Below are 21014 nucleotides of genomic sequence, written 5' to 3'. Positions count from 1 at the left end.
CGTGTCGTCCGTGACTGGATGCTTTGTTATTCCTCGCCGAACTCCGTTCGTTTCGTTCGTCCCGACGGTTTTACCGTGGTAACGTCCTCTTGTGACCGAGTGTCTCTCACGGGTACGGCCGTTGACACGCCCGGAGACGGCGATGACGGGCTTTTTATGTCCTTCGGCGTGTCCGCTCTACACATGCCCATCGAAGACCGCGACGACGCGTACCTCATCACCCACGCGCTCGCCAAGGACACGCTCTCGAAACTCCGCGACGTCGAAACCGAACAGGTCGCGTTCCGGAAAGGCCTCGTGAAACTCGGCCGCATCGCCGGCTACGAGATTATCGACGGCGCGATGGAGACCGAGTTCGTCTCCATCGAGACGCCGATGGCCGAGACGACGGGCGAATGCGTCAAAGGACTCGACGACGTCGTCATCGTCAACGTTCTCCGCGCCGCCACGCCGTTCGTCGAAGGTCTCCTGAAAGCGTTCCCCCGCGCGAAACAGGGCGTTATCAGCGCCGGCCGCGACGAAGACGCCGGCATGAACGACGACGGCGAGTTCCCCATCAAAATCGACTACGTGAAACTCCCCGAAATCACGGAGAAAGACACCGTTATCGTCGCCGACCCGATGCTCGCCACCGGCAGCACGATGTGTACCGTCTTGGAACACGTCATGGACGAAGCAAACGGCTTCGAGAACCTGTTCGTTCTCTCGGCGGTTTCTGCGCCCGACGGTCTGCTGCGCGTCGGCAGTCAGTTCGATAAGGCGGACCTTCTCACCGTCGCTATCGACGACCGTCTCGACGAACACGGCTACATCATCCCCGGACTCGGCGACGCCGGCGACCGGGCGTTCCGGACGAAGTAAGCACCGATTTTCAGTCGAGTCGGACGACGAACACCGGTTCGCCCGTCTCGTCTGCGACCTGTTCGGAGACGGTTCCGAACACGTCGCGTTCGATGTCGCGGGTCGTCTCACCCATCACTACTGCGTCGTGGTCGCGCGCCGCTTCGATAATCTCGAATCCGGGGTCTTCGCCCCGTCTGACGCGCGTCTCGATGGCGAGTTCGTCGATATCGTAGTTGTCGGCGAGCGTTGCTTTTGCTTCCGCGAGCAACTGTTCGCTCGCCTCCATCTCGTCGTCGCTCTCGGCGACGTGCAGAAGCGTCACGTGGACGAGGTTGCCGAGGCCGATTTCGCGGCGGTTCAGCGTCGAGAGCAGACTCCCGACTTCCCCGATGTGGTCGGCGTTCTTCACTGCGACCAGCACCCGACCGACGACCGACACGTCGTTGGGCACGAGGATGATGTCGCAGTCGTGGTCGACGGCGACCCGGTCGATAGCCTTCGCCCGGTCGTGGGTAACAGTCAGTACCGTCTCGACGTTCGCACCCGACTCGAAGTCGGCGGCGACGCCGTCGAGCGTCGACTGCAGTTGCGCTCGTCGACTTTCGGAGACCGACTGTTCGGTCTCGTCGGCGTCCAGTTCCTCGTAGCCGAGGACGACCACCGGAAGCGCCGAGAGCGTCTCGGTCAGCGTCGGGGGCAACGATTCGAACGAAGAGAGACGGACGGGGACGAGTAGTTTCGGTTCACTCATCGGTGACCGTACACGGTCGACCGTCAAATAGCCGGGTTTCGGTCGTCGATTCGACAGTTTTGCGGTTTCACCATCCGCACGCGAACCCCCTTTCTTCGACTCGAAACCGCACGCGGCAAGCACGTCTGACGCGGGCGTGTTCCTGTCGAAACGCACCCGTGGAGTGCTATTGAGTGCTCTATTCGGCGCTAGAGTCGTCGGAACTGTTCGATTCCTCCTCGCTTTCTCCGGCCGAGAGGCCGTCGTCGCCGCGGTCCAGTGCGCGCGGCGCGTCGTGGTGTTCGGAGTAGCCGTCGAACCAGCGGGCGATGCGCTCGATTCGGTCGACGACGTGGCCCGGTTCACCCGAGCGAGAGAGTTCGTGGCCCTCGCGCGGGTAGCGCACGAGACGGGTGTCGACGTCGTTTTTCTTCAAGAAGAGGTAGAACATCTCACCGTTGTTGACCGGGACGCGGAAGTCGTTGTCCGCGTGGACGACGAGCGTCGGCGTCGTCGCGTCCGCCGCGTGCGCGACCGGCGACTGCTCCCAGAGGAACTCGGGTTCGTCCCACGGTTTCGCACCGAAGTCCCACTCGACGAGTTTGAACGCGTCCGTCGACCCGTAGAACGACGAGAGGTCGTAGACGCCGCGTTGGGCGACTGCGCCGGCGAAGAAGTCGGTGTGGCCCACAATCCAGCCGGTCATGAAGCCACCGAAGCTCCCGCCGGTGACGAAGGCGTTCGTCTCGTCGACGTAGTCGCGGTCGGCGACGAGTTCCGCGCCCGCCATCACGTCGGTCATCGTCACGTCGCCCCAGTCGCGTTCGATAGCCATCTCGAACGCCTCGCCGTAGCCGGTCGAGCCACGGGGGTTCGACCAGAAGACGACGTAGCCCCGAGCGGCGAGCGTTTGGAACTCGTGCCACATCGTCCCCGCCGTCGACCACATCGCGTGTGGCCCGCCGTGAATCTCGACGGCCAGCGGATAGCTCTCGGATTCGTCGAACTCCGGCGGCGTCAGGACCCAGCCCTGTACTTCGACGCCGTCGTCGGACTCGTAGCGAAGTTCCTCGGGTTCGCCGACGTCGAGGTCGGCGAGGTAGTCGGCGTTGAGTTCGGTGAGTCGCGTCGTCTCCTCGCCGTGGGCGATAAAGACGTCACCGGGGTGGTCCCACTCGCTCTTAGCGAAGGCGACTGCGTCTTTTCCTGCGGAGATGTCGGTGACGTGGCCGTCGCCGGCGACGACCTCGATTGCTGCCGCAGACGCGTCGACGCGGCGGCAGACGTAGTCACCCTCGTCGGGCGTGACGAAGTAAACGAACTCCTCTTGGGGGTCCCACTGGAAGCCGACTGCGCCGACGGTCCGGTCGATGTCGGTGGTCAAGACGGTGGTCTCCTCGCCGTTGGGGTCGAACAGTTCGAGGTCGGTCTGTCGCATCGAGGTGCGGTCCTCCGAGGTCCGCGCGTAGACGACGCGGCCGTCGCCGGCGACGGCGAGGCCCGTCCCCCACCCCGTCGTCTGGAGGACGTGTTCCTCTTCACCTTCCTCGGTGTCGTACGCGAACACGTCGACGTAGACGTTGTCGTCGGGGTCGTCGGTCCGTTTCGAGGTGTAGTAGACGGTCGTCTCGTCGCTCCACGCGGGACTGCTGTGGTCGTAGTCGCCGTCGGTCAGTCGCTCGACGTCGCCCGATTCGACGTCGGCGACGTAGACGTGGCCGCGCGTACCGTCGATGTAGCGGGCGAGTTGGCGGTAGACGAGGCGGTCGACGACGCGCGGGTCCGGCGTCTCGCGTTCGTACTCCTCCTCGTCGGCGATGCTGCGGTCGAGTTCCTCCTCGCGTTCGTCTTCGGTCGTTGCCTGCACGAACGCGATTCGCTCACCGTCGGGACTCCACTCGGGCGTACTGACGCCGCCGGGGACCTGTGTGATTTGCTGGGCCTCACCGCCGTGCGTCGGGACGACCCACAACTGGGGTCGGTCGTCGTCGTCACCGCGCGTCGAGACGAACGCGAGGCGGTCACCGCTGGGGCTCCACCGCGGTTGGCTGTCGACGCCCTCGTCGACGGTGAACCGTCGAGGCTCGCTGTCGCCGTCGGCAGGAACGAGATAGATGGTCGCTTCATACGATTGGTCGTCCGTCGGGACTTTGCGGACGAAGGCGACCTGCTCGCCGTCAGGAGAGAGTCGGGGACTTTCGGGTTTGGCGATATCGTGGTAATCGGTGGCGCTGATGTGTCGCATACCGCGCCCGTCGCACCCTCCGCGCAATAGCCTTCGGGAGGAGGAACGGTCCGCCGGTGGTCCTGACAGTTGGTCGTGGTGTTGCTAGCCTGTCAAGAATTTCTTCTATGCATGATATTGGTTGACATTGGACGACAGTTACTGATATATATCTCCCGACGACATTCTGTACTATGGCTCGCTATCTCAATCGGCGGAAGTTTATCGCTGCGACCGGTGCGGCCGGCCTCGTCGGTCTCGCTGGCTGTTCCGACGGCGGAAACGGCGGCGACACCGGCGGCAACGACACCGAAGGCGGCGACGGCGGAAACGGTGGCAACGGCGGCGAAGAAACCGACACCGAGGGTGGCAACGGCGGCGGCGGCAGCAGCCAACTCTCGTGGCACGCCGGCGGGACCGGCGGCACGTACTACCCGCTGTCGAACCAGTTCAAGAGCATCGTCGACTCGAACACCGACTACACCTTGCAGGTGCAGTCGACCGGTGCCAGCGTCGAAAACGCTGGCAGCCTCGGTAACGGCAACGCGGACTTCGCGCTCCTGCAGAACGACGTCGCCTTCTTCGCGGTCAACGGCGAAGGCATCGACGCGTTCCAGGGTAACGCCATCCCGAACATCCGCGGCGTGGCGACGCTGTACCCCGAGACGATTCACGTGGTGACGCCCGGGAACTCCGACATCCAGTCGGTCCAAGACCTCAGCGGCGCGACCATCAACACCGGCGACCTCGGCAGCGGCACGCAGGTCGACGCCCGACAGATTCTCGAAGCCGTCGGCGTCACCGACTACACCGAGCAGAACACCGACTTCTCGCAGGCGGCCGAGCAGATTCAAAACGGCGACGTCGACGCGGCGTTCGTCGTCGGCGGCTGGCCCGTCGGTGCTATCGAGGACCTCGCCAACAACAGCAACATCCGACTGGTCGAAATCTCCGGCGACGCCCGCGAACAGGTCAAACAGGCCGGTTCGTACTTCGCCGACGACGAGATTCCCGCCGGCACTTACAGCGGCATCGACCAGCCGGTTCCGACCGTCGCCGTGCAGGCGATGATTGCGACCAACGAGGAGCAACCCGAGGAGGTCGTCCAGTCGGTCACTGCAGCCATCTTCGAGAACACCGACCAGATAAACATCAAGCAGGAGTTCATCACCGTCGACAGCGCACAGGACGGGATGTCCATCGACCTGCACCCCGGCGCACAGGCGTTCTTCGACTCCGCCGGCACCGGCGGCAGCGGGAACGACAGCGGCAACTCGTCGTCCGGTAACGAAACCAGCGGCAACGAGTCGAACTAAGCGCACTCGACCCGACACTGCTGGGCCGACCGCATCCGACGGTGCGGTCACCTGACCCGTACAGATGCACGTTCCATTGACCATCCGTTCTTCGCGCCGACCATGAGCGACGGCTTCGACCGCCGGTCGGTCGGCGTCGCGTTCGTTTCCTTGGTCGTGCTCGCACTCGTCGTCGCCGGCGGCGCGGTGGCGGCACAACCCGACCGTGTGCTCGTCGTCGAAGACGCCGAAACCGGCGAACGACTGTTCACCGCACCCGTCGCAAACGACACGACGGTGACGCTCGCGTACAACCACAGCGTCGAGGGCAGTCCCGTCCGCGACGTGTACGCCGTCCGCGGCGACGAACTCGTGATGACGCGCATGGAGTTCTCCTCTTACGGCTGGGGGTTCCCGGCGCAGGCGAACGTCACCCGAAAGAACGGGAGCTTCGTCACCTACCCCGACGACGTTCGGCTCTCGGAACTGTACGTCTCGCCCGGCGACGTCGCCGGGCACAGACTCCACGTCGGCGACGAGACGTACGACCTCGTCGCACGCTCGGGCGGTGACACCGTACGAATTCACGTCGAACACCGTAGTATACTGCACCAGATGACGCCATGACTGTCGACGACACTCAACCGGACGAAGAGGAACTCTCCGAAAAGGAGCAGCAAGAACTCATCGACGAACTGGAGCGAAAACGGAACCTCCGCGGCATCGCCGCCGTCGCCGTCGCGGTCATCGGCATCTGTTTCTCGGCGTTTCAGATGTGGCTCGCCGCGCGCGGGTTCATCTTCGAGGTGACGCTCCCCGTCGTGGGGACGGTTCGACTCGCCGCGCTCCAACAGCTACAGATTCGCGCGATTCACGTCGTGTTCGCACTCATCCTCGCGTTCATGCTGTATCCGGCGACGTCGCCGGACGGAGCCATCTCGCGGCGACTCGCGCGGGTCGTCCCCGGACTCGAACGGCGGTTCGGGGCCGACCACCCGTCGACACGGGCGGCGACGAGCGTCCGCTCCGGCGTCCGCTGGGCCATCGCCGACCCGTACCGTCGGCGGGTGACGCCCGTCGACCTCGTGCTCGCCTTCTTGGCGGCGCTGACGGCGGCGTACATGATTACCGACTACGACGAGGTCCAGACGATGCGGGCGCTCGGCCTCGGGTCGGGTCGCACTACCGGTGAAATCTATCCGTTCCTCGCGCCGGTCGTCGACGCCGTCTCAGCGCTCGGCATCCCGCTCGACGAGGTGTCGTACGCGTTCGTTCTCGGCGCTATCGGGGTCCTCCTCGTCCTCGAAGCCACCCGCCGGACGCTCGGGACGCTGCTCATGGCTATCGTCTCGGTGTTCATCCTCTACGCGCGCTACGCCGGCAACATCCCCCAAGACATCCCGTATCTCGGCATCCTCTCGACGCTGTCGGCGTCGTGGGACTCGGTCATCCAGAACCTCTGGTACAACACCGCAAACGGCGTCTTCGGCGTCCCCGTCGAAGTGAGCGTCCGCTACATCTACATCTTCATCCTGTTCGGTGCGTTCTTGGAGATGAGCGGCGCTGGCCAGTGGTTCATCGACCTCGCGTACTCGATGACCGGGTCGCGCAAAGGCGGTCCCGCGAAGGCGAGCATTCTCTCTAGCGGCTTCATGGGAACCATCAGCGGTTCCTCCATCGCCAACACCGTCACGACGGGGGCGTTCACAATCCCGCTGATGAAGCGCTCGGGCTACCGCCCCGAGTTCGCCGGCGGCGTCGAAGCCTCCGCCTCCTCGGGCGGGCAGATTCTCCCGCCGGTGATGGGTGCGGCGGCGTTCCTCATCGTCGAGTTCGTCGGCGTCTCCTACGACGAGGTCATCATCGCCGCGGCGATTCCCGCCATCGTGTTCTTCTTCGGCGTCTGGGTGATGGTCCACCTCGAAGCGTCGCGGGCGGGTATCGGCGGCGTCGACCCCTCCGAACTCGTCGCCGTCGGCAGACACCTGCGAAACGGCTGGTTCTACCTCGCGCCCATCGTGTTGCTGCTCGTCTACCTCATCGGTATCCGCTACTCGGTCTCTCGGTCGGCGTGGTACACCATCGTGGCCATCGTCGCGCTCATCGCGCTCGTCGCCACCTACAACGAACAGACGCGCATCCCGCTCATCGGGACTATTGTCGGCTTGTTCACGCTGGAGACGGTTGCGAACCTGCTCACGGGCGCGGGAATCGCCGGCGCACTGACCGGTGCGGGAACCGGCGGCGTGTCGCTGCGGGCAGCGCTCGACGCCGCGGCCGGTCAACTCGGCATCATCATCGTGCTGGTGAGCGTGGCGTTCCTCGTCGCGCGGCCGAATCTCAAAGCACCGCTGCTCGAATACGACGGCGCTGTCGACGACGCCGCGGAGACGACGGCCAACGCCTTCGGCCGCCCCTCGCTCGCCGACAACAACGCTTACCGCTTCGGGACGTTCGTCCTGAAGGCGATGGAGTCGGGCGCGCGTACCGCGACGGTGGTCGTCGTCGCCGTCGCCGCCGCGGGCGTCATCCCCGGCGTCATCAGCGTCTCCGGTCTCGGCCCGAACCTCGTCGCGCTCATCGAGGCCGTCTCCGGCGGGTCGCTCATCTTGCTACTCGTCATCACCGCCATCTCCTCTATCATCCTCGGAATGGGGATGCCGACGACGGTGACGTACATCATCCTCGTCGCGCTGCTCGGCGGCGCAATCTCGGAACTGGCGAACATCCCGCTGCTGGCGGCGCACCTCTTTATCCTCTACTTCGGCGTCATCGCCGACATCACGCCGCCGGTGGCCGTCGCCGCGTACGCCGCCTCCGGGGTCGCAAAATCCGACCCGTTCAAGACGGGTATCGAGGCGTTCACGCTCTCTTTGAACAAAGCCATCGTCCCGTTCGCGTTCGTCTTCGCGCCGGGTATCCTGCTCATCCGCGGTGAGAGCACCGAGCAGTACCACATCCTCACCTTCGCCGACGTGGCCGATATCGGCTACTTCGTCCCGGAGGTTGCGATTCCGATTGTCGGCTTGTTCCTCGGGGTGCTCGCGCTCGGACCGACCATCATCGGCTACTTCTACTCGCCGGTGGGCACCGCAGAACGGGTGCTGTTCGGCGTCTCCTCGATTCTGCTGATGGCTCCGCAGATGCTTCTGGACCCGGTGTTCACGCTCCTCGCGGCGGGCGGCACGAGCGTCGGCATCGAGATTCTGACGCTCGACTTGGCGCTCCGCGGCGTCGGTGCGGTGTTGTTCGGTGCGTTGGCGCTGCGGAACCGCCGGCAGATGGAGGGCGAACGCGCCGAACCGTCGTCTGCGTCGCCGACGACCGACTAACGTTCGCTGTTTCTTCTCCCGGTTTCACGTCACCCGATTTAGCCGTACTGCCGTTTCGCCAGCGCTCGCTCGACTCGATACGCGACGCCGGCGAACGCGGTGAGACCGACGACCGAAAGCAGCGCGAAAAACAGTTGGAACGACCCGAATCCGACCACGCCGACAGCCAGCGCGAACGCGACGAGAAGCGAAAGCGCGTTCGCACCCGTCGTTCCGTACCGGACGAGTGGGGGCGATTCGACGCCGGTGAACGTCCAGTCGACGACTGCGTAGAGAACGCGACGCGCGACAGCGTACGTCACTGCGAACGTCGCCGCCGCGAGGGCGACGAGTCTCACGGTGTCGAAAAACGACGGGCTAACATCGCCGAGTTGGAGGAGCATACGCTGCGGTACGCCGACCCTCGCAATAAACTTTCAGACGGCTAACTACTCGTCAGATTCAGAACCGCTCGACGCCGAACGGTTTCAACACCTCGCTCACATCCTCGCCGCGGACCGCGTCGGCGACGAGTTTGCCGCTGTAGGGGCCCAGTTGCAGGCCACTGGGTCCGTGACCCGTCGCCAAGAACGCGCCGTCGACGCCGGGAACTCCGCCCAAGACGGGCAGGCCGTCCTCGGCGAGCGGTCGCAGGCCGACTCTGACTTCGCGGAGCGACGCGTCGCCGAGTCCGGGAGCGACGCGGAGAATCTCGCCGAACACGTCGTGGAGGCCGTCGACAGTCGTTCGTGGCTCGAATCCGGACCCCGTCTCGCGGGTCGCGCCGACGGCGACGCGGCCGTCGTCCCACGACACCATGTACTTGTGGCGGTAGGGGCTGACGATGGGCCAGCCTTCGGTGTCGGCGTCGAGGTCCAAGTGGACGATTTGGCCGCGCTGGGGTTCGACCGGAATCTCGACGCCCAACTGCTCGCCGAAGTCGTTCGACCACGCCCCACCGGCGACGACGACGGCGTCGGCGGCGAGTTCGTCTTCCTCGTCTGCTTCGTCTCCCTCGACGACGACGCCAACCACCTCGTCACCGTCGAGAACGAGCGAGTCGACGCTCGCCTCCAGCGTGTCCAAGCCATGGGCCTCGCCCGCACGCCGGAGCGCACCCTCGAACGTCTGCCCGTCGACGCGGGCGGCGTCGTCGTAGTAGAACGCGCGCTTCGTCTCGCCGAGCGGCGGAAAGTGTTCTCGGGCCTCTTCGCCACTGAGTTCGTGAACCGTCCCCTCCGCTGGCGGCCCACCGGCGGCCTGTCGCTCGCGGATTCGTTCGAGCACTTCGTCGTACTGTTCGACTTCGTCGTCGCCGAACGCGACGTTCAGCAGGCCTCGCTTCGCGTAGCCGTGGGGACCGTCCTGTTCGTCTTCGAGCGCCGCGACGAGTTCGTCGTAGTAGTCGACGGCCGTCGTCGCAAAGTCGAACCACGTGCTGTCGCTGCCTCTGCTGCTCGTCGCCGCCGAGAGGATGCCCGCGCCCGCGTCGGTTGCTCTGCCCTCGTCGCGCCGGTCGACGAGCAGCGTTTCGCACCCTTCGCGGGCGAGGTGGTACGCGGTGGACGCGCCGACGATGCCGCCGCCGACGACGATGGCCTCGTACGCCTCCTCCACCTCGTCAACTTCGCTCGCCTCGTCTCGTTCGGTCATGTACTGAGCGATGCAATCGCTCGCCCTCAGTGTGTCGCTGCCGGAACTATGTGAGCGTTCACGAGCGTCCGGCACCTGTCCAGCGAGCGCTCGCTGAGCGCCGACTACTCGACGCCGACCCAGCGTCGGTTACTCGACGCCGACCCGTCCGCTCGTCGCGTTCCGCAGTCGTTCACGGAGTTCGTCGGCGTCGTCGACGGGGACGCGGACCTCGAACTCGACCGTCTCGCCGTAGTCGGCATCGAACTCGACGCCCGCGCTCTCCAGAATCCCTCGAACAGTACCCGAGTCGTCGTACTCGGTATCGAGAGCGAACGTCTCGTGCGGCAGTTCCTCGACGACGCCCGCCGCGTCAACGGCCTCCTTGACCGCGCGGGAGTACGACCGAGCGAGGCCGCCGACACCCAAGTTGGTGCCGCCGTAGTAGCGCGTCACGACGGCAACGACGTTTCTGATGTCCTGTTGGACGAGTACGTTCAGCGCCGGTTTGCCCGACGACCCGGTCGGTTCACCGTCGTCGCTCTGGTACTCACGGAGCATCACGTCGCCCGGATTCGACGCGGAGACGGGACCCGCGGGGACGCGGTAGGCGGGGACGTTGTGACTGGCGTCGGGATGTTTCTCTTCGATTTCGGCGACGAACGCCTCCGCCGCGTCGACGTCGTCGGCGGGAGCGACGTAGCCGATGAACTCCGAACCTCTCACCTCGAACTGCGCGCTCGCCCGACCGGCGACGGTGCGATAGGCGTCGGTCATGGTCGTGTGCGCGAGGCGCGGAAAGAAAGGGTTGTCTCTGTCGTTCGCTCGCTCAGTCGTCGAAGGCGAGCAGTGCCGCGAACGCCCCGAGTCCGACGAGTTCGGCGAACATCGACACGAAGTCACGGGGTTGAGCGAGGAGGTGTTCGAGGATGGTCGCAAGCGGCCCCAGTGCGTGACCGCCGGGGACGAGCCCACCGTGGTCGCCGAGATGCCACCACGCGTAGCCGAGGACGTACGCCGCGAGCACCGCCGCGGCGACGGCGTACAGCGCCTTGTCGCGGCGGCCGAGCAGCATCGCGCCGACGACGCCCAGAAGCACCAGTCCCGAAGGGACGAACAGATACGGCCGCGGGTCGACGAACGACCCCGCCTGCAGATACGCCAGCATCCGCGGGAACCCCCACCACAGATGGATGGTCGCCGCGACGAACGCCGCCTGTCCGGCGACGAGACGGCCGACGACGAGGCCCGCACTCTCCGTCGACGTCGGCTCGTTAGACTGGGCGGCAATCGGCTCTTCCATGCGCGACTCTTGGACCGTCAGGGTAAATGACGCTGTTCATCGACGGTCGGGCTTCGAGGCGCGAACCACTCAGGCGAGGCTGATGCGGCGGACGAACGGGAGCGCCGAAATCTCGTTGAGCAGGTCACCCGGAATCGGGTCGTCGGTGACGATGTACAGTTTGGGTTCGTCGGTGAACTCGGGGTCCTCGCTGACGGTCTGGCGGATGCTGATACCCTCGTCGGCCAACAGCGTCGTAATCTGTGCGACGATACCCGGTTCGTCGGCGTCGCCGACTTCGACGGTGAGCGCCGCCAAATCCAACACGGGCGCGAGACTCAACAGACTCGGAATCGCGCTGATGTTCTGGAAGATGGGTCGCAGGTCGTCGTCGTCCAGAATCGCGTCGGTCGTCGAGTCGATGACGCGGCGGTCGACGCCGATTTCGCGCGCAATCTGGGTGTTCGGAATCTCGATGCTGCCGGAGACGACGCGTCCCTCGTCGTTGACCGAAAAGCCGCGTTCGAGGAGCAGACGGATGACCGCCTGTTGGCTCGGACTCCCCTCGAACTTCTCCATGATTTCGTCGAACATTCGCTTGCGAGTCCGTGTGCGCCTCTCGGTCTTAGTTGTGGCCGTCCGCTCGCCGCGCCGTGGGTTTTTAGCCGCCGGCCCGCGCGTCTGCGGTATGGCCGACCTCGACTCGTGTTACTTCTGCGGAGAGATTGGCGACGGCCTCACCGAATTCGCCGTCGTCCCGCCGCGGTTCGACCCGACCGACGAACAACAACGGACGGTCGTGCTCTGTACGACCTGCCGGAAGAAACTCGGCACCGTCCTCGAACCAATCGTCGACGTGCTCGGTGGGAGCGACTCCGAGGCTCCGCCCCCATCCCCGTCTCCGGACGCCGTCTCCCCGTCGCCGTCGGAGTCACCACACTCGCCACCCACGTCACCGAACTCGCCCGGCGCTGACGAGACGACACCGACTACCGAGGCAGACGAAGACGCGGATGTTATAGAGACAGACGCGGGCGTGGAATCGACGCCACCGCCGCCGGGCGACGCCATCGACACCACCGGCTTCGACGACCCGCTCGCGGCCGACGCCGCTGGCATCACTATCGACGCACCGCCGACCGACGCACCGCCGACCGACGTCGACACTCCGTCGACAGATGCCGAACCGACTCCCGGTGCGTCGGAAACGACCGACGACGGCGAGTTCGACCCTGACCACGACGCCCCCGACGTCGACACCGCCGACACCGACTCCTCTGCACCCACGGAAGAGCCAGCCGAGTTCAGAACCGTGATGCGACTGCTCTCGAACCGCGAGTTCCCCGTCGACCGCGCGGAAATCGAGTCGCTCGCTTCCGGCGCGTACGACCTCGACGACGCGGAAGTACGCGACATCCTCGACTACGCTATCGACCGGGGGGTCCTCGCCGAGCGAAACGGCCAACTCCACCGCGGCTGAACCGAACTCGTCGAGGAGAGACCGAACGCGCTTTCGCGTTCGCAATCGCGGGTCGAGTATGCACGACGTACTCTGGGAACCCGACGACGGCGTCGGACTCGAACATCTCCGGTACGACCTCGAACCGCTGTCGGCGGAGTCGGTCGTTCTCGGCGCTACCGACGACGAACGGTACCGGATTCGATACGCGCTGGACTGCGACGCCGACGGACGCGTTCGGTCGGTGTCGGTCGATTCGTTTGACTCCGAGAAGCGTCTCCGTCTCTCGGCTGACGGCGAGGGAAGGTGGGACGACGACGGTGCGCCGATTCCCGAACTCGACGGCTGTCTGGACGTGGATATCTCGGCGACCCCCTTTACGAACGCGCTCCCGATTCGCCGCCTGAACCTCGCAACTGGCGAGTCGGCGACGCTCTCGATGGTGTACGTCTCGGTTCCGTCGCTGACGGTGTCAGCAGTTCGGCAGCGGTACACCTGCTTGGACCCCGCCGACGCCGACGGCGGCCGCTTTAGATACGAGAGTCTGACGAGCGGGTTCTCCGCCGAAATTCCGGTCGATTCGGCGGGCGTCGTCCGCGACTACCCCAGCCTGTTTCGGCGCGTCGAGTGAGGAGAAGCGAGATGTCGCCGACGACAGCTACAGTTCGCCTTTGGTACTCGGCGTATCGTCGGCGCGACGCTCGTCGATGCGGGTCGCGTCGTCGAGCGCACGGGTGAGCGCCTTGAACAGCGCCTCCACCTCGTGGTGGGCGTTGACGCCGCGTTCGACGTCGACGTGGAGCGTCAGGCCGGCGTTCATCGAAAGCGAGTACGCGAAATGTCGCGCCATGTCGCTCGTGAACTCGCCGATGGTTTCTTGCGAGAACTCGCCTTCGAAGCCGAAGTGCGGGCGGCCGCTCACGTCGACGACGACGCCGACGACGGCCTCGTCCAAGGGAACTTTCCGGTCGGCGTAGCGGACGATGCCGCGCTTGTCGCCGAGGGCGTCCGCAAACGCCTCGCCGAGGACGATGGCGACGTCCTCGACGGTGTGGTGGTCGTCGACGTGCAGGTCGCCGTCGCACTCGACGTCGAGGTCGAAGAGGCCGTGTTTGGCGAACGCGGTCAGCATGTGGTCGAAGAAGCCGATTCCGGTGTCGATGTCGGCCTCGCCGTTGCCGTCGATGTCGAGAGAGAGGTCGATGGTGGTCTCCGCCGTCTCGCGGAACACGGCGGCCGTCCGGTCGCTCATGCTCGCTTCTCGGACGCGGCGCGTATCACCGTTGCGCTCCGTGGCCCCTTCGACTCCGGCGTTCACCTTTCGTTCTCGCTCTACGAAACCGACAAAACGTTCACAATCGTATGACGCAAGGCAGACGCCCGTCTGCTACCGCTTCATATGACTGAAGCGCCTCTACCGACCATCGATGAAGCGCGAACTGACGATAGCGCTCACACTCGTCGTGGGAGTGCTGTTCCTGTCGTCGATGACGTTTACCGGCGTGGTACTCGGGTTCGGCCTCGTGCTGCTCGCGGCCGTCGGCACCGTCGACACGCTCGAACGCGGTGTCGGCTGCCGGTTCCGTCACTGAGTCGTCGCGTCGTCTTCGGTATCTCCGTCGGCGCAGTCACTTACGCCGACATCGCCTCGCGGAGCGTGAACTGCCCCTCGTACAGTGCCGTCCCCACGACGACGGCCGCCGCGCCCGCCTCTCGGAGCGCCCGCACGTCGTCGACGGTGGCGACGCCGCCGCTGGCGACGACGGGAATGTCGACGGCGTCGGGGAGACGCTCGATTCGGTCGGTCTGCACGCCTTCTAACTGCCCTTCGACGTCGACGTCGGTGAACAGAATCGCGCCCGCGCCGAGTTTCTCGTAGCGCGCCGCCGCCTCCACCGGGTCCAGCCCAGTCCCCTCGGTCCACCCCGAGACGACGACTTCCCCATCCTTTGCGTCGAGACTCACCATCACCGACTCCGGGTACTCGTCGCTTATCTCGCCGACGATGTCGGGGTTCTCGATGGCCGCCGTGCCGAGGATGACCCGGTCGACGCCGCCGTCGAGCAGCGCGACTGCGTCCGCTGCGGTTCGGATACCGCCGCCGACCTGCACGGCGACGTCCGTCGCGTCGACGATGGCTTCGATGGCTGCGGCGTTCTCGCGTTGCCCCTCGAACGCGCCGTCCAAATCCACGAGGTGGAGCGTCTCCGCGCCCTCGTCGACCCACCGCCGCGCCGCCTCGACGGGGTCGCCGTAGCGCTTCTCGGTCCCGCGTTCGCCCTGCACCAGTTGGACGACTTCGCCGTCCTGTACGTCGACTGCGGGAACGACCTCGAACTCCGGGAAGTGGCTCATGGCAGACGCTGAGTGCCACGGTGAGTAAAGCACCCCGGTCGGAGTCGTCCGGTCGGACCTGCCGTCCGCTCGTCACCCGGAACCGGGGGCTTATGTGACTCTCGCGCCAACCACGGATAGTGTCGTCTCTCCTCTTCGTGCTCGGTATTATCGTCGCCGTCTTCGTCGGGTTCAACATCGGCGGGTCGAACACCGGTGTCGCATTCGGTCCGGCGGTCGGCAGCGGTGCGGTGTCGAAACTCGCCGCCGGCGGCCTGATGGCGGTGTTCGCGCTCATCGGCGGGTGGACCGTCGGCCGCCGCGTCGTCGACACTCTCGGCAGCGACCTCGTCACGGGCGACCCGTTCACGCTCTCGGTGAGTATCGCCATGCTGTTTTTCATCGGCTTCGCGCTGTTCGTCTCGAACGTCTTCGGGGTACCGGCCTCCACGTCGATGACGGCCGTCGGCGCTATCGCCGGATTCGGCCTCGCCTCGAACCGGTTGAACACGGGCGTCGTCCTCGAAATCGTCTCGTGGTGGTTCGTCGCACCCATCGTCGGCTTCTGGGTGAGCGCCGTCGTCGGTCGCTACGCGTACGACGAAATCGCCGGCCGAATCGCAGTCAGACAGTCTGACGGGCCGCTGTTGGAGTTCACTCCTCGCCCACAACTCGGCCCGAACACGACGATGCGTGAACTCGGCGGAACGGCGCTCGTCGTCGGCATCGCGTGCTACATGGCGTTTTCGGCGGGCGCATCCAACGTCGCCAACGCCGTCGCCCCGCTGGTCGGCAACGGGTCGGTGACGATGAACCAAGGAATTCTGCTCGCGGCGGGCGCTATCGGCTTGGGGGCACTCACCATCGCGCGGCGGACGCTCGACACCGTCGGCAACGACCTCACCGACCTCCCGCTGGCGGCGGCGCTCGTCGTCGCCACGGTGAGTGCGAGTCTCGTCACCGTTCTCTCGATACTCGGTATCCCGGCGAGTTTCGTCGTCATCGCCACGATGAGCATCGTCGGTCTCGGGTGGGGGCGGGCGACCCGCGCGGAAGGGTCGACGCTTCCCGGCACACCCACAGAAAGCGTCGGCGCGCCCGCGGCGACGGCATCCTCGGAGGCATCTACGCAGTCGGCGGCGTCCACACAGTCGGCGTCGACCGGGTTCGGAACCGCCGACGAGGTGGCCGAGGAACCGCCGCTCGCGCCGAACGAGACGGCCGCGACGGCCGAACTGTACCGACCGGCGACGACGGCCCGAATCGTCCTCCTCCAGAATCTCGTCCCGGCGCTGGCCACCGTCGCCGCCTACACGGTGTTCCGGTTCGCGCCGTTCTTCTGAACGTTCCTCCGAAACAGCCGACAGCGCCGGTCCGAATGCGGACGGCTTAACCGTCTTTCGAGAGTAATTCTACCCCGTGGTAGAAGTTCTCCTCGCCGTCGGCATTCTGGTCGCCATCTTCGTCGGATTCAACATCGGTGGCTCCTCAACCGGCGTCGCGTTCGGCCCCGCCGTCGGCAGCGGTGTGGTGAACAAACTCGTCGCCGCCTCGCTGATGGCGGTGTTCGCACTGCTCGGCGGGTGGACTGTGGGCCGGGAAGTCGTCGAAACGATGGGCGGCGAAATCGTCCCCCAGAGTCAGTTTACTCTCGCCGCTAGCGTCGCCGTTCTGCTGTTCGTCGGGCTTGCGCTGTTGGTCTCGAACACCTTCGGGGTGCCCGCCTCAACGTCGATGACGGCCGTCGGCGCTATCGCCGGCCTCGGACTGGCGACGGACACGCTGAACCAGCCGAAGATGCTCGAAATCGTCTCGTGGTGGATTGTCGCACCGATTCTCGCCTTCTGGGTCTGTGCGGTCATCGGCCGCTACGTCTACCCGTATCTCGACGCCCGGTTCGTCATCGACAGCAGCGACGGTCCCCTCGTCGAGTACACGCCGCTACCGAAACTCGGCCCGGGGACGACGATGCGCGAGTTCGGCGGGGCGATACTCGTCGTCGCTATCGCGTGCTACATGGCGTTTTCGGCGGGCGCGTCCAACGCCGCCAACGCCGTCGCCCCACTGGTCGGCAACGGGGCGGTTCCCATCGACCAAGGGGTGCTGTTGGCGGGCGGCGCTATCGCACTCGGCGCGTTCACCATCGCACGGCGGACGCTCGACACCGTCGGCAACGACCTCACCGACCTCCCTATTCTGGCGGCGCTCATCGTCGAAGTCGTCAGCGCGACGCTCATCGCCGTGCTGTCGGCGCTGGGCATCCCCGCGAGTCTCGCGGTGAGCGCGACGATGAGCATCGTCGGCCTCGGGTGGGGCCGCGCCACGCGGACGGTGACGCTCGGACAGGCGGTCCGCGGCGAGGGACCGAACGTCTCGGTGAACGCGCTGGCGGCCGAACGCCAGGAGGAAGTCCCCCGCGTCGGCGACGAGAGCGACGAACTCACCGCCAACGACCTGTTCAACCCCGGGACGACCGGTCGTGTCATCTTCTTTTGGATTCTCACCCCCTCGCTGTCGGCGGTAGCGTCGTTCCTGCTCTTCACGTTCGTGCCGTTGTAGGTGGTGTTCGGTTCCGTGCGTCCGTTTTCGTCCTCGGAATCACCACACGACTCCAGGGCTGAACAGCAAAGTCTAATGGTATGGGTGCCGAACCAATGGGTGATGCCCACGGTAGAATACCTTAACTACGAAGTACTGGACGACCAGGGTTGGGACCTCGACGACGACGACCTCTTCGACAACGCCGCAGACGCCGGCCTCGACGAGGAGGACTACGGTTCACTCGACGTCAACGAGGGCGAATACATCCTCGAAGCCGCCGAGGCGCAGGGTTACGACTGGCCGTTCTCCTGCCGTGCAGGCGCGTGTGCGAACTGTGCCGCCATCCTCAAGGAAGGCGAAATCGAGATGGACATGCAGCAGATTCTCTCCGACGAAGAAGTCGACGAGAAGGCTGTCCGTCTCACCTGCATCGGTTCGCCCGCTGCGGACGAGGTGCAGATCGTGTACAACGCCAAGCACCTCGACTACCTGCAGAACCGCGTCATCTAAGTTCGGCACGCCAGCAAACCGCTGGACGCCGCCGACGCGACTCGTACGGACACAAACACCCCAATTTTTCGACGACTGACCCGCAGAGCAGCGCAGTTACCGTCCAGTAGCTCCGCCGTTCGACGTTTCCCGAACCGTCCTGTTTTCCGAACTGTCGTGGCGCGACCACAACACCTATTTTACCGACCTACAACGGGCGAATCATGCTCGGTACGATGCCGGATTTACTGCGCTTGCTCGTCGTCCCCGTCTTCCTGTGGGCCGCGTGGCGCGACGTGAAGACGCGCCGCCTCCCCAACCGCATGTGGCCGCCGCTGGCAGCGCTCGGCATCGTCTTGTTGGGGTGGGACCTCTGGGCGACGTACCCGTTCGGCCCGCTCGACTCGCTGTTTCTCCTGCAGGTCGGCATCAGCGTGTTCTTCGTCGCGCCCATCGGCTACGCGTTCTGGTACATCGGCGGGTTCGGCGCGGCGGACGCGAAGGCGCTCATCGTGCTCGCGCTCATCTTCCCGACGTTTCCCTCGTATCTCGTCTCCGGCGTCGAACTCCCGTTCGTCGAGACGACGCTCGGCGTGTTCTCGTTCACGATTCTGACGAACGCCGTTCTCGTCGCCGTCGCGTACCCGCTCGTACTCGGTCTCCGAAATCTCGTCACTCGGCAGTTCTCGCCGGTGATGTTCCTCGGACGACCCGTCTCGGTCGACTCGCTGTCGACTCGCCACGGCAGTCTGTTCGAGACGCCCGACGGCTACACCCGCAATGGACTCGACCTCGACGCGCTTCGGATGTACCTGCGCTGGCGCGGCACGACGCTGTCGGCGCTCCGTGCCGACCCCGACGCCCACCGCGACCCCGAGAGCGTCACCGAGACGTACCCCGTCGGCGACGGCTCGGTCGACGACGCTCCATCCGATAGCCCCACCGTCGCCGACGGTGGCGCTGTCGTTCGAGAGCGACCCGAACAGAACTCCACCGACTACGAGGACCCGTGGGCCGCCGAGAAGTTCTTGAATTCGCTGGAGTGGAGCGCGTACGGGACGACGCCCGAGAAACTCCGAAACGGCCTCGACCTCGTGTCGACCCGCGAGGAGGTGTGGATGATGCCCGGCCTCCCCTTCATCGTCCCGATGTTTGTCGGCCTGCTCGTCGCGCTGACCTACGGCGACGTACTGTTCGGGGTTCTCGGTGCGGTCGGGTTGGTGTGAGCGTCGAAAACGCACAAGACATATCGGCCACACCCGCAACTGTCCATCTATGACTGTCGACGTGGAGTTCGGCGACGATGGCCTCGTTCCCGCCGTCGCCCAGGACGCAGACTCCGGCGAGGTGTTGATGCTGGCGTACGTCTCGCCCGAGGCGCTCGAACGGACCCGCGAGACGGGTCGCGCACACTACTACTCTCGAAGCCGCGACGAACTCTGGGAGAAAGGCGCGACGAGCGGGCACACCCAAGACGTGAGAGAGGTTCGCGTCGACTGCGACGCCGATACGCTGCTGTATCTCGTCGACCAGTCCGGCGGCGCATGTCACACGGGCCACCGCTCCTGTTTCTACCGGACCGTCGAGGGCGAGCAGGTCGGCGAACGTGTCTTCGACCCCGACGACGTCTACTGAACCCATGACCGACGCGGACCATTCGACGAGTGACGAACACGGCGGAACCGGTGCCCCCGAATCCGACTCGTCGCTCGTCTCGTGTGCAGACGCCGCCGCCGACGAACTTCGAACGGCGTACGAGGCCCGCCGCGACGCCGAGACGGCCATCGCCGACCGAGGCACAACTGCTGTCACATCCGTCGCCGACGCGTACGACCGCGCGACGGCGCTCCTCGACCGGTACGAGGACCGTGCCACCGGCACGGGTGATTTCGGCGCGTTCGTCGAATTTGAACAGAAGTTCCTCGAACTCGTCGAGGGGGTCGACGACGACGCCCCCGCCGCCGACGCGTTCGAGGCGGCCAACGACGTACTCGACCGCCGTCGTCTGAGCGAGAAACACTTTCACGCTGCCCGCGACGCACTGGAACCGGCCGCCGACGTGGCTGCGCTGGTCGAGAAACGAGACGCCGCGCGGGAGCGACACCGGACCGCCACGAGAGACGCTGAGCGATGTCTCTCGACCGTCGAGGAACGACTCGCCGAACTCAATCGACTACAACGACTCGGCGAGGCGGACCTCGATGCGCCCGTCGCCCGAATCCGGGAGCCGATTCGGGCCTACAACGACGCAGTGGCGGAGGCGTTCGAGACGTACAAACGCGAGACGAGCGCCCGCGACGTGCTCTCGTTTCTTTCGACGGCCGCCGGCTATCCACTGGTCGACTACGATGCGCCGCCGACGGACCTCCGCGAGTACGTCCAGTCGGCCGAGGTGGGCGACGACTCGATTCCGGAGCTGTTGGAGTACGCCGACTACTCGAACTCGAAACTCTCGCACTTCGTCGCCGACCCGAGCGAACTGAAAGCCCGCGTCGCGGTGAACCGGACGTACCTGCGCCGTCTCGACGGCGGACCGCTCCGAGTGTCGTGGCCGCCGCCGTCGGCCGAGGAACTCCGGTTTCGCGTGTCAGAACTCGTCTCGCTTGTCTCGCGGTTCGCCCCCGACGACGTCGTCGCCCGCTGTCGGGAACTCCGGTATCTAGCCGAAGATACGGAGTACGACCGACTCCGAACCGCCGCCGAGGCGAGAGAGTCGCTCACCGACACTGAACGAAAACGCCTGCAACGTGGCGAGGTGGCGGAGTCGCTGGAGGCGCTCGGGGACTCTCGTGACCGTCTGCGTGACGTGGTAGACGAGTACGGCTACGAGTCGGCGACTGCGCTCGACGCCTCGACGTGACCGGCGAGAAAAAA

General features: G+C 65.6%; 22 protein-coding genes. 13 read left to right on the top strand and 9 right to left on the bottom strand.

All coding sequences use genetic code 11. The features are described 5' to 3' along the window. The first annotated feature begins 183 nt into the window (after positions 1–183). Positions 184–861 carry a uracil phosphoribosyltransferase gene (gene upp / locus AUR64_RS00290; RefSeq protein WP_058579950.1) on the top strand — a complete coding sequence of 226 codons (678 nt, stop codon included), beginning with the start codon at positions 184–186 and terminating at the stop codon, positions 859–861. A gap of 10 nt (positions 862–871) precedes the next feature. Here the strand turns inward: upp and AUR64_RS00285 are convergent, their stop codons facing one another. Together AUR64_RS00285 and AUR64_RS00280 are read right to left on the bottom strand one after the other, a co-directional pair. Then, positions 872–1594, bottom strand: coding sequence for a universal stress protein (locus tag AUR64_RS00285; protein WP_058579949.1), 723 nt, complete (start codon positions 1592–1594; stop codon positions 872–874). 178 nt (positions 1595–1772) lie between these two features. Continuing rightward, positions 1773–3818 (bottom strand): S9 family peptidase, encoded by a 2046-nt coding sequence (locus AUR64_RS00280; protein ID WP_058579948.1) that lies wholly within the window; start codon positions 3816–3818, stop codon positions 1773–1775. A 173-nt stretch (positions 3819–3991) separates the two neighbouring features. Between AUR64_RS00280 and AUR64_RS00275 the strand changes: the two genes are divergently transcribed. The 3 genes from AUR64_RS00275 (at position 3992) to AUR64_RS00265 (ending at position 8424) form a co-directional block, all read left to right on the top strand. Next, on the top strand, positions 3992–5113 hold the full coding sequence (locus AUR64_RS00275) for a TAXI family TRAP transporter solute-binding subunit (RefSeq protein WP_058579947.1): 1122 nt from the start codon (positions 3992–3994) through the stop codon (positions 5111–5113). Between the two features lie 102 nt (positions 5114–5215). Then, a complete protein-coding gene (locus tag AUR64_RS00270) occupies positions 5216–5719 on the top strand; it encodes a DUF1850 domain-containing protein (protein WP_058579946.1) in 504 nt (167 codons plus the stop codon). Beyond that, complete coding sequence (locus tag AUR64_RS00265; RefSeq protein ID WP_058579945.1) at positions 5716–8424, top strand: TRAP transporter permease; 2709 nt, start codon at positions 5716–5718, stop codon at positions 8422–8424. The genes AUR64_RS00270 and AUR64_RS00265 overlap by 4 nt, the downstream gene beginning before the upstream one ends. A 38-nt stretch (positions 8425–8462) precedes the next feature. Here the strand turns inward: AUR64_RS00265 and AUR64_RS00260 are convergent, their stop codons facing one another. From AUR64_RS00260 to AUR64_RS00240, 5 genes are all read right to left on the bottom strand, one after another. After that, the gene (locus AUR64_RS00260; protein ID WP_058579944.1) at positions 8463–8807 is read right to left on the bottom strand and encodes a hypothetical protein; all 345 of its coding nucleotides are present in this window, start codon (positions 8805–8807) and stop codon (positions 8463–8465) included. Positions 8808–8865: 58 nt separating this feature from the next. After that, positions 8866–10056 (bottom strand): NAD(P)/FAD-dependent oxidoreductase, encoded by a 1191-nt coding sequence (locus AUR64_RS00255; RefSeq protein ID WP_240479548.1) that lies wholly within the window; start codon positions 10054–10056, stop codon positions 8866–8868. Between the two features lie 129 nt (positions 10057–10185). After that, a complete protein-coding gene (locus AUR64_RS00250; protein ID WP_058579943.1) occupies positions 10186–10812 on the bottom strand; it encodes an IMPACT family protein in 627 nt (208 codons plus the stop codon). A 52-nt stretch (positions 10813–10864) separates the two neighbouring features. Beyond that, a complete protein-coding gene (locus AUR64_RS00245) occupies positions 10865–11338 on the bottom strand; it encodes a hypothetical protein (RefSeq protein ID WP_058579942.1) in 474 nt (157 codons plus the stop codon). A 69-nt stretch (positions 11339–11407) separates the two neighbouring features. Continuing rightward, complete coding sequence (locus tag AUR64_RS00240; protein ID WP_058579941.1) at positions 11408–11911, bottom strand: ACT domain-containing protein; 504 nt, start codon at positions 11909–11911, stop codon at positions 11408–11410. A gap of 94 nt (positions 11912–12005) precedes the next feature. Here AUR64_RS00240 and AUR64_RS00235 point away from each other — a divergent pair, with 94 nt between their 5' ends. Together AUR64_RS00235 and AUR64_RS00230 are read left to right on the top strand one after the other, a co-directional pair. Further along, a complete protein-coding gene (locus AUR64_RS00235; protein ID WP_058579940.1) occupies positions 12006–12797 on the top strand; it encodes a hypothetical protein in 792 nt (263 codons plus the stop codon). Between the two features lie 58 nt (positions 12798–12855). After that, positions 12856–13407 carry a putative glycolipid-binding domain-containing protein gene (locus AUR64_RS00230; protein WP_058579939.1) on the top strand — a complete coding sequence of 184 codons (552 nt, stop codon included), beginning with the start codon at positions 12856–12858 and terminating at the stop codon, positions 13405–13407. A 27-nt stretch (positions 13408–13434) separates the two neighbouring features. Here the strand turns inward: AUR64_RS00230 and hisB are convergent, their stop codons facing one another. Beyond that, positions 13435–14028, bottom strand: a complete 594-nt coding sequence (gene hisB, locus AUR64_RS00225; protein ID WP_058579975.1) for an imidazoleglycerol-phosphate dehydratase HisB — start codon at positions 14026–14028, stop codon at positions 13435–13437. Between the two features lie 175 nt (positions 14029–14203). Between hisB and AUR64_RS20250 the strand changes: the two genes are divergently transcribed. Further along, a complete protein-coding gene (locus tag AUR64_RS20250) occupies positions 14204–14368 on the top strand; it encodes a hypothetical protein (protein ID WP_155120396.1) in 165 nt (54 codons plus the stop codon). Positions 14369–14408: 40 nt separating this feature from the next. Here the strand turns inward: AUR64_RS20250 and hisA are convergent, their stop codons facing one another. Beyond that, entirely contained in the window at positions 14409–15131 is a 723-nt protein-coding gene (hisA, locus tag AUR64_RS00220; protein WP_058579938.1) for a 1-(5-phosphoribosyl)-5-[(5-phosphoribosylamino)methylideneamino]imidazole-4-carboxamide isomerase, read from the bottom strand. Positions 15132–15250: 119 nt separating this feature from the next. Between hisA and AUR64_RS00215 the strand changes: the two genes are divergently transcribed. From AUR64_RS00215 to AUR64_RS00190, 6 genes are all read left to right on the top strand, one after another. After that, entirely contained in the window at positions 15251–16453 is a 1203-nt protein-coding gene (locus AUR64_RS00215) for an inorganic phosphate transporter (RefSeq protein WP_155120394.1), read from the top strand. Between the two features lie 76 nt (positions 16454–16529). After that, positions 16530–17669: an inorganic phosphate transporter gene (locus AUR64_RS00210; protein WP_058579936.1), complete on the top strand. Its 1140-nt coding sequence runs from the start codon at positions 16530–16532 to the stop codon at positions 17667–17669. A gap of 102 nt (positions 17670–17771) precedes the next feature. Beyond that, positions 17772–18161 carry a ferredoxin Fer gene (gene fer, locus AUR64_RS00205; protein ID WP_058579935.1) on the top strand — a complete coding sequence of 130 codons (390 nt, stop codon included), beginning with the start codon at positions 17772–17774 and terminating at the stop codon, positions 18159–18161. A 203-nt stretch (positions 18162–18364) separates the two neighbouring features. After that, positions 18365–19366, top strand: a complete 1002-nt coding sequence (locus AUR64_RS00200) for an A24 family peptidase (protein WP_058579934.1) — start codon at positions 18365–18367, stop codon at positions 19364–19366. A gap of 49 nt (positions 19367–19415) precedes the next feature. After that, a complete protein-coding gene (gene hisI / locus AUR64_RS00195) occupies positions 19416–19775 on the top strand; it encodes a phosphoribosyl-AMP cyclohydrolase (RefSeq protein ID WP_058579933.1) in 360 nt (119 codons plus the stop codon). A gap of 4 nt (positions 19776–19779) precedes the next feature. After that, a complete protein-coding gene (locus AUR64_RS00190; protein ID WP_205628341.1) occupies positions 19780–21000 on the top strand; it encodes a DUF7118 family protein in 1221 nt (406 codons plus the stop codon). Positions 21001–21014 lie beyond the last annotated feature (14 nt).

Origin of the sequence: Haloprofundus marisrubri, assembly GCF_001469955.1 — an archaeon.
Lineage (GTDB): Archaea > Halobacteriota > Halobacteria > Halobacteriales > Haloferacaceae > Haloprofundus > Haloprofundus marisrubri.
Note: the sequence above shows the minus strand (reverse complement) of the source record. Positions and strands in the feature narration are given on the sequence as shown.

Coding starts and splice junctions, on each gene's coding strand:
- AUR64_RS00265 (WP_058579945.1), top strand. CDS start 5,716: ATGACTGTCGACGACACTCAACCGGACGAAGAGGAACTCTCCGAAAAG.
- AUR64_RS00250 (WP_058579943.1), bottom strand. CDS start 10,812: ATGACCGACGCCTATCGCACCGTCGCCGGTCGGGCGAGCGCGCAGTTC.
- AUR64_RS00190 (WP_205628341.1), top strand. CDS start 19,780: ATGACCGACGCGGACCATTCGACGAGTGACGAACACGGCGGAACCGGT.
- hisB (WP_058579975.1), bottom strand. CDS start 14,028: ATGAGCGACCGGACGGCCGCCGTGTTCCGCGAGACGGCGGAGACCACC.
- AUR64_RS00285 (WP_058579949.1), bottom strand. CDS start 1,594: ATGAGTGAACCGAAACTACTCGTCCCCGTCCGTCTCTCTTCGTTCGAA.
- AUR64_RS20250 (WP_155120396.1), top strand. CDS start 14,204: ATGAAGCGCGAACTGACGATAGCGCTCACACTCGTCGTGGGAGTGCTG.
- AUR64_RS00280 (WP_058579948.1), bottom strand. CDS start 3,818: ATGCGACACATCAGCGCCACCGATTACCACGATATCGCCAAACCCGAA.
- AUR64_RS00255 (WP_240479548.1), bottom strand. CDS start 10,056: ATGACCGAACGAGACGAGGCGAGCGAAGTTGACGAGGTGGAGGAGGCG.
- AUR64_RS00240 (WP_058579941.1), bottom strand. CDS start 11,911: ATGTTCGACGAAATCATGGAGAAGTTCGAGGGGAGTCCGAGCCAACAG.
- fer (WP_058579935.1), top strand. CDS start 17,772: ATGCCCACGGTAGAATACCTTAACTACGAAGTACTGGACGACCAGGGT.
- hisA (WP_058579938.1), bottom strand. CDS start 15,131: ATGAGCCACTTCCCGGAGTTCGAGGTCGTTCCCGCAGTCGACGTACAG.
- AUR64_RS00260 (WP_058579944.1), bottom strand. CDS start 8,807: ATGCTCCTCCAACTCGGCGATGTTAGCCCGTCGTTTTTCGACACCGTG.
- AUR64_RS00230 (WP_058579939.1), top strand. CDS start 12,856: ATGCACGACGTACTCTGGGAACCCGACGACGGCGTCGGACTCGAACAT.
- hisI (WP_058579933.1), top strand. CDS start 19,416: ATGACTGTCGACGTGGAGTTCGGCGACGATGGCCTCGTTCCCGCCGTC.
- AUR64_RS00270 (WP_058579946.1), top strand. CDS start 5,216: ATGAGCGACGGCTTCGACCGCCGGTCGGTCGGCGTCGCGTTCGTTTCC.
- AUR64_RS00235 (WP_058579940.1), top strand. CDS start 12,006: ATGGCCGACCTCGACTCGTGTTACTTCTGCGGAGAGATTGGCGACGGC.
- upp (WP_058579950.1), top strand. CDS start 184: ATGCCCATCGAAGACCGCGACGACGCGTACCTCATCACCCACGCGCTC.
- AUR64_RS00275 (WP_058579947.1), top strand. CDS start 3,992: ATGGCTCGCTATCTCAATCGGCGGAAGTTTATCGCTGCGACCGGTGCG.
- AUR64_RS00200 (WP_058579934.1), top strand. CDS start 18,365: ATGCTCGGTACGATGCCGGATTTACTGCGCTTGCTCGTCGTCCCCGTC.
- AUR64_RS00245 (WP_058579942.1), bottom strand. CDS start 11,338: ATGGAAGAGCCGATTGCCGCCCAGTCTAACGAGCCGACGTCGACGGAG.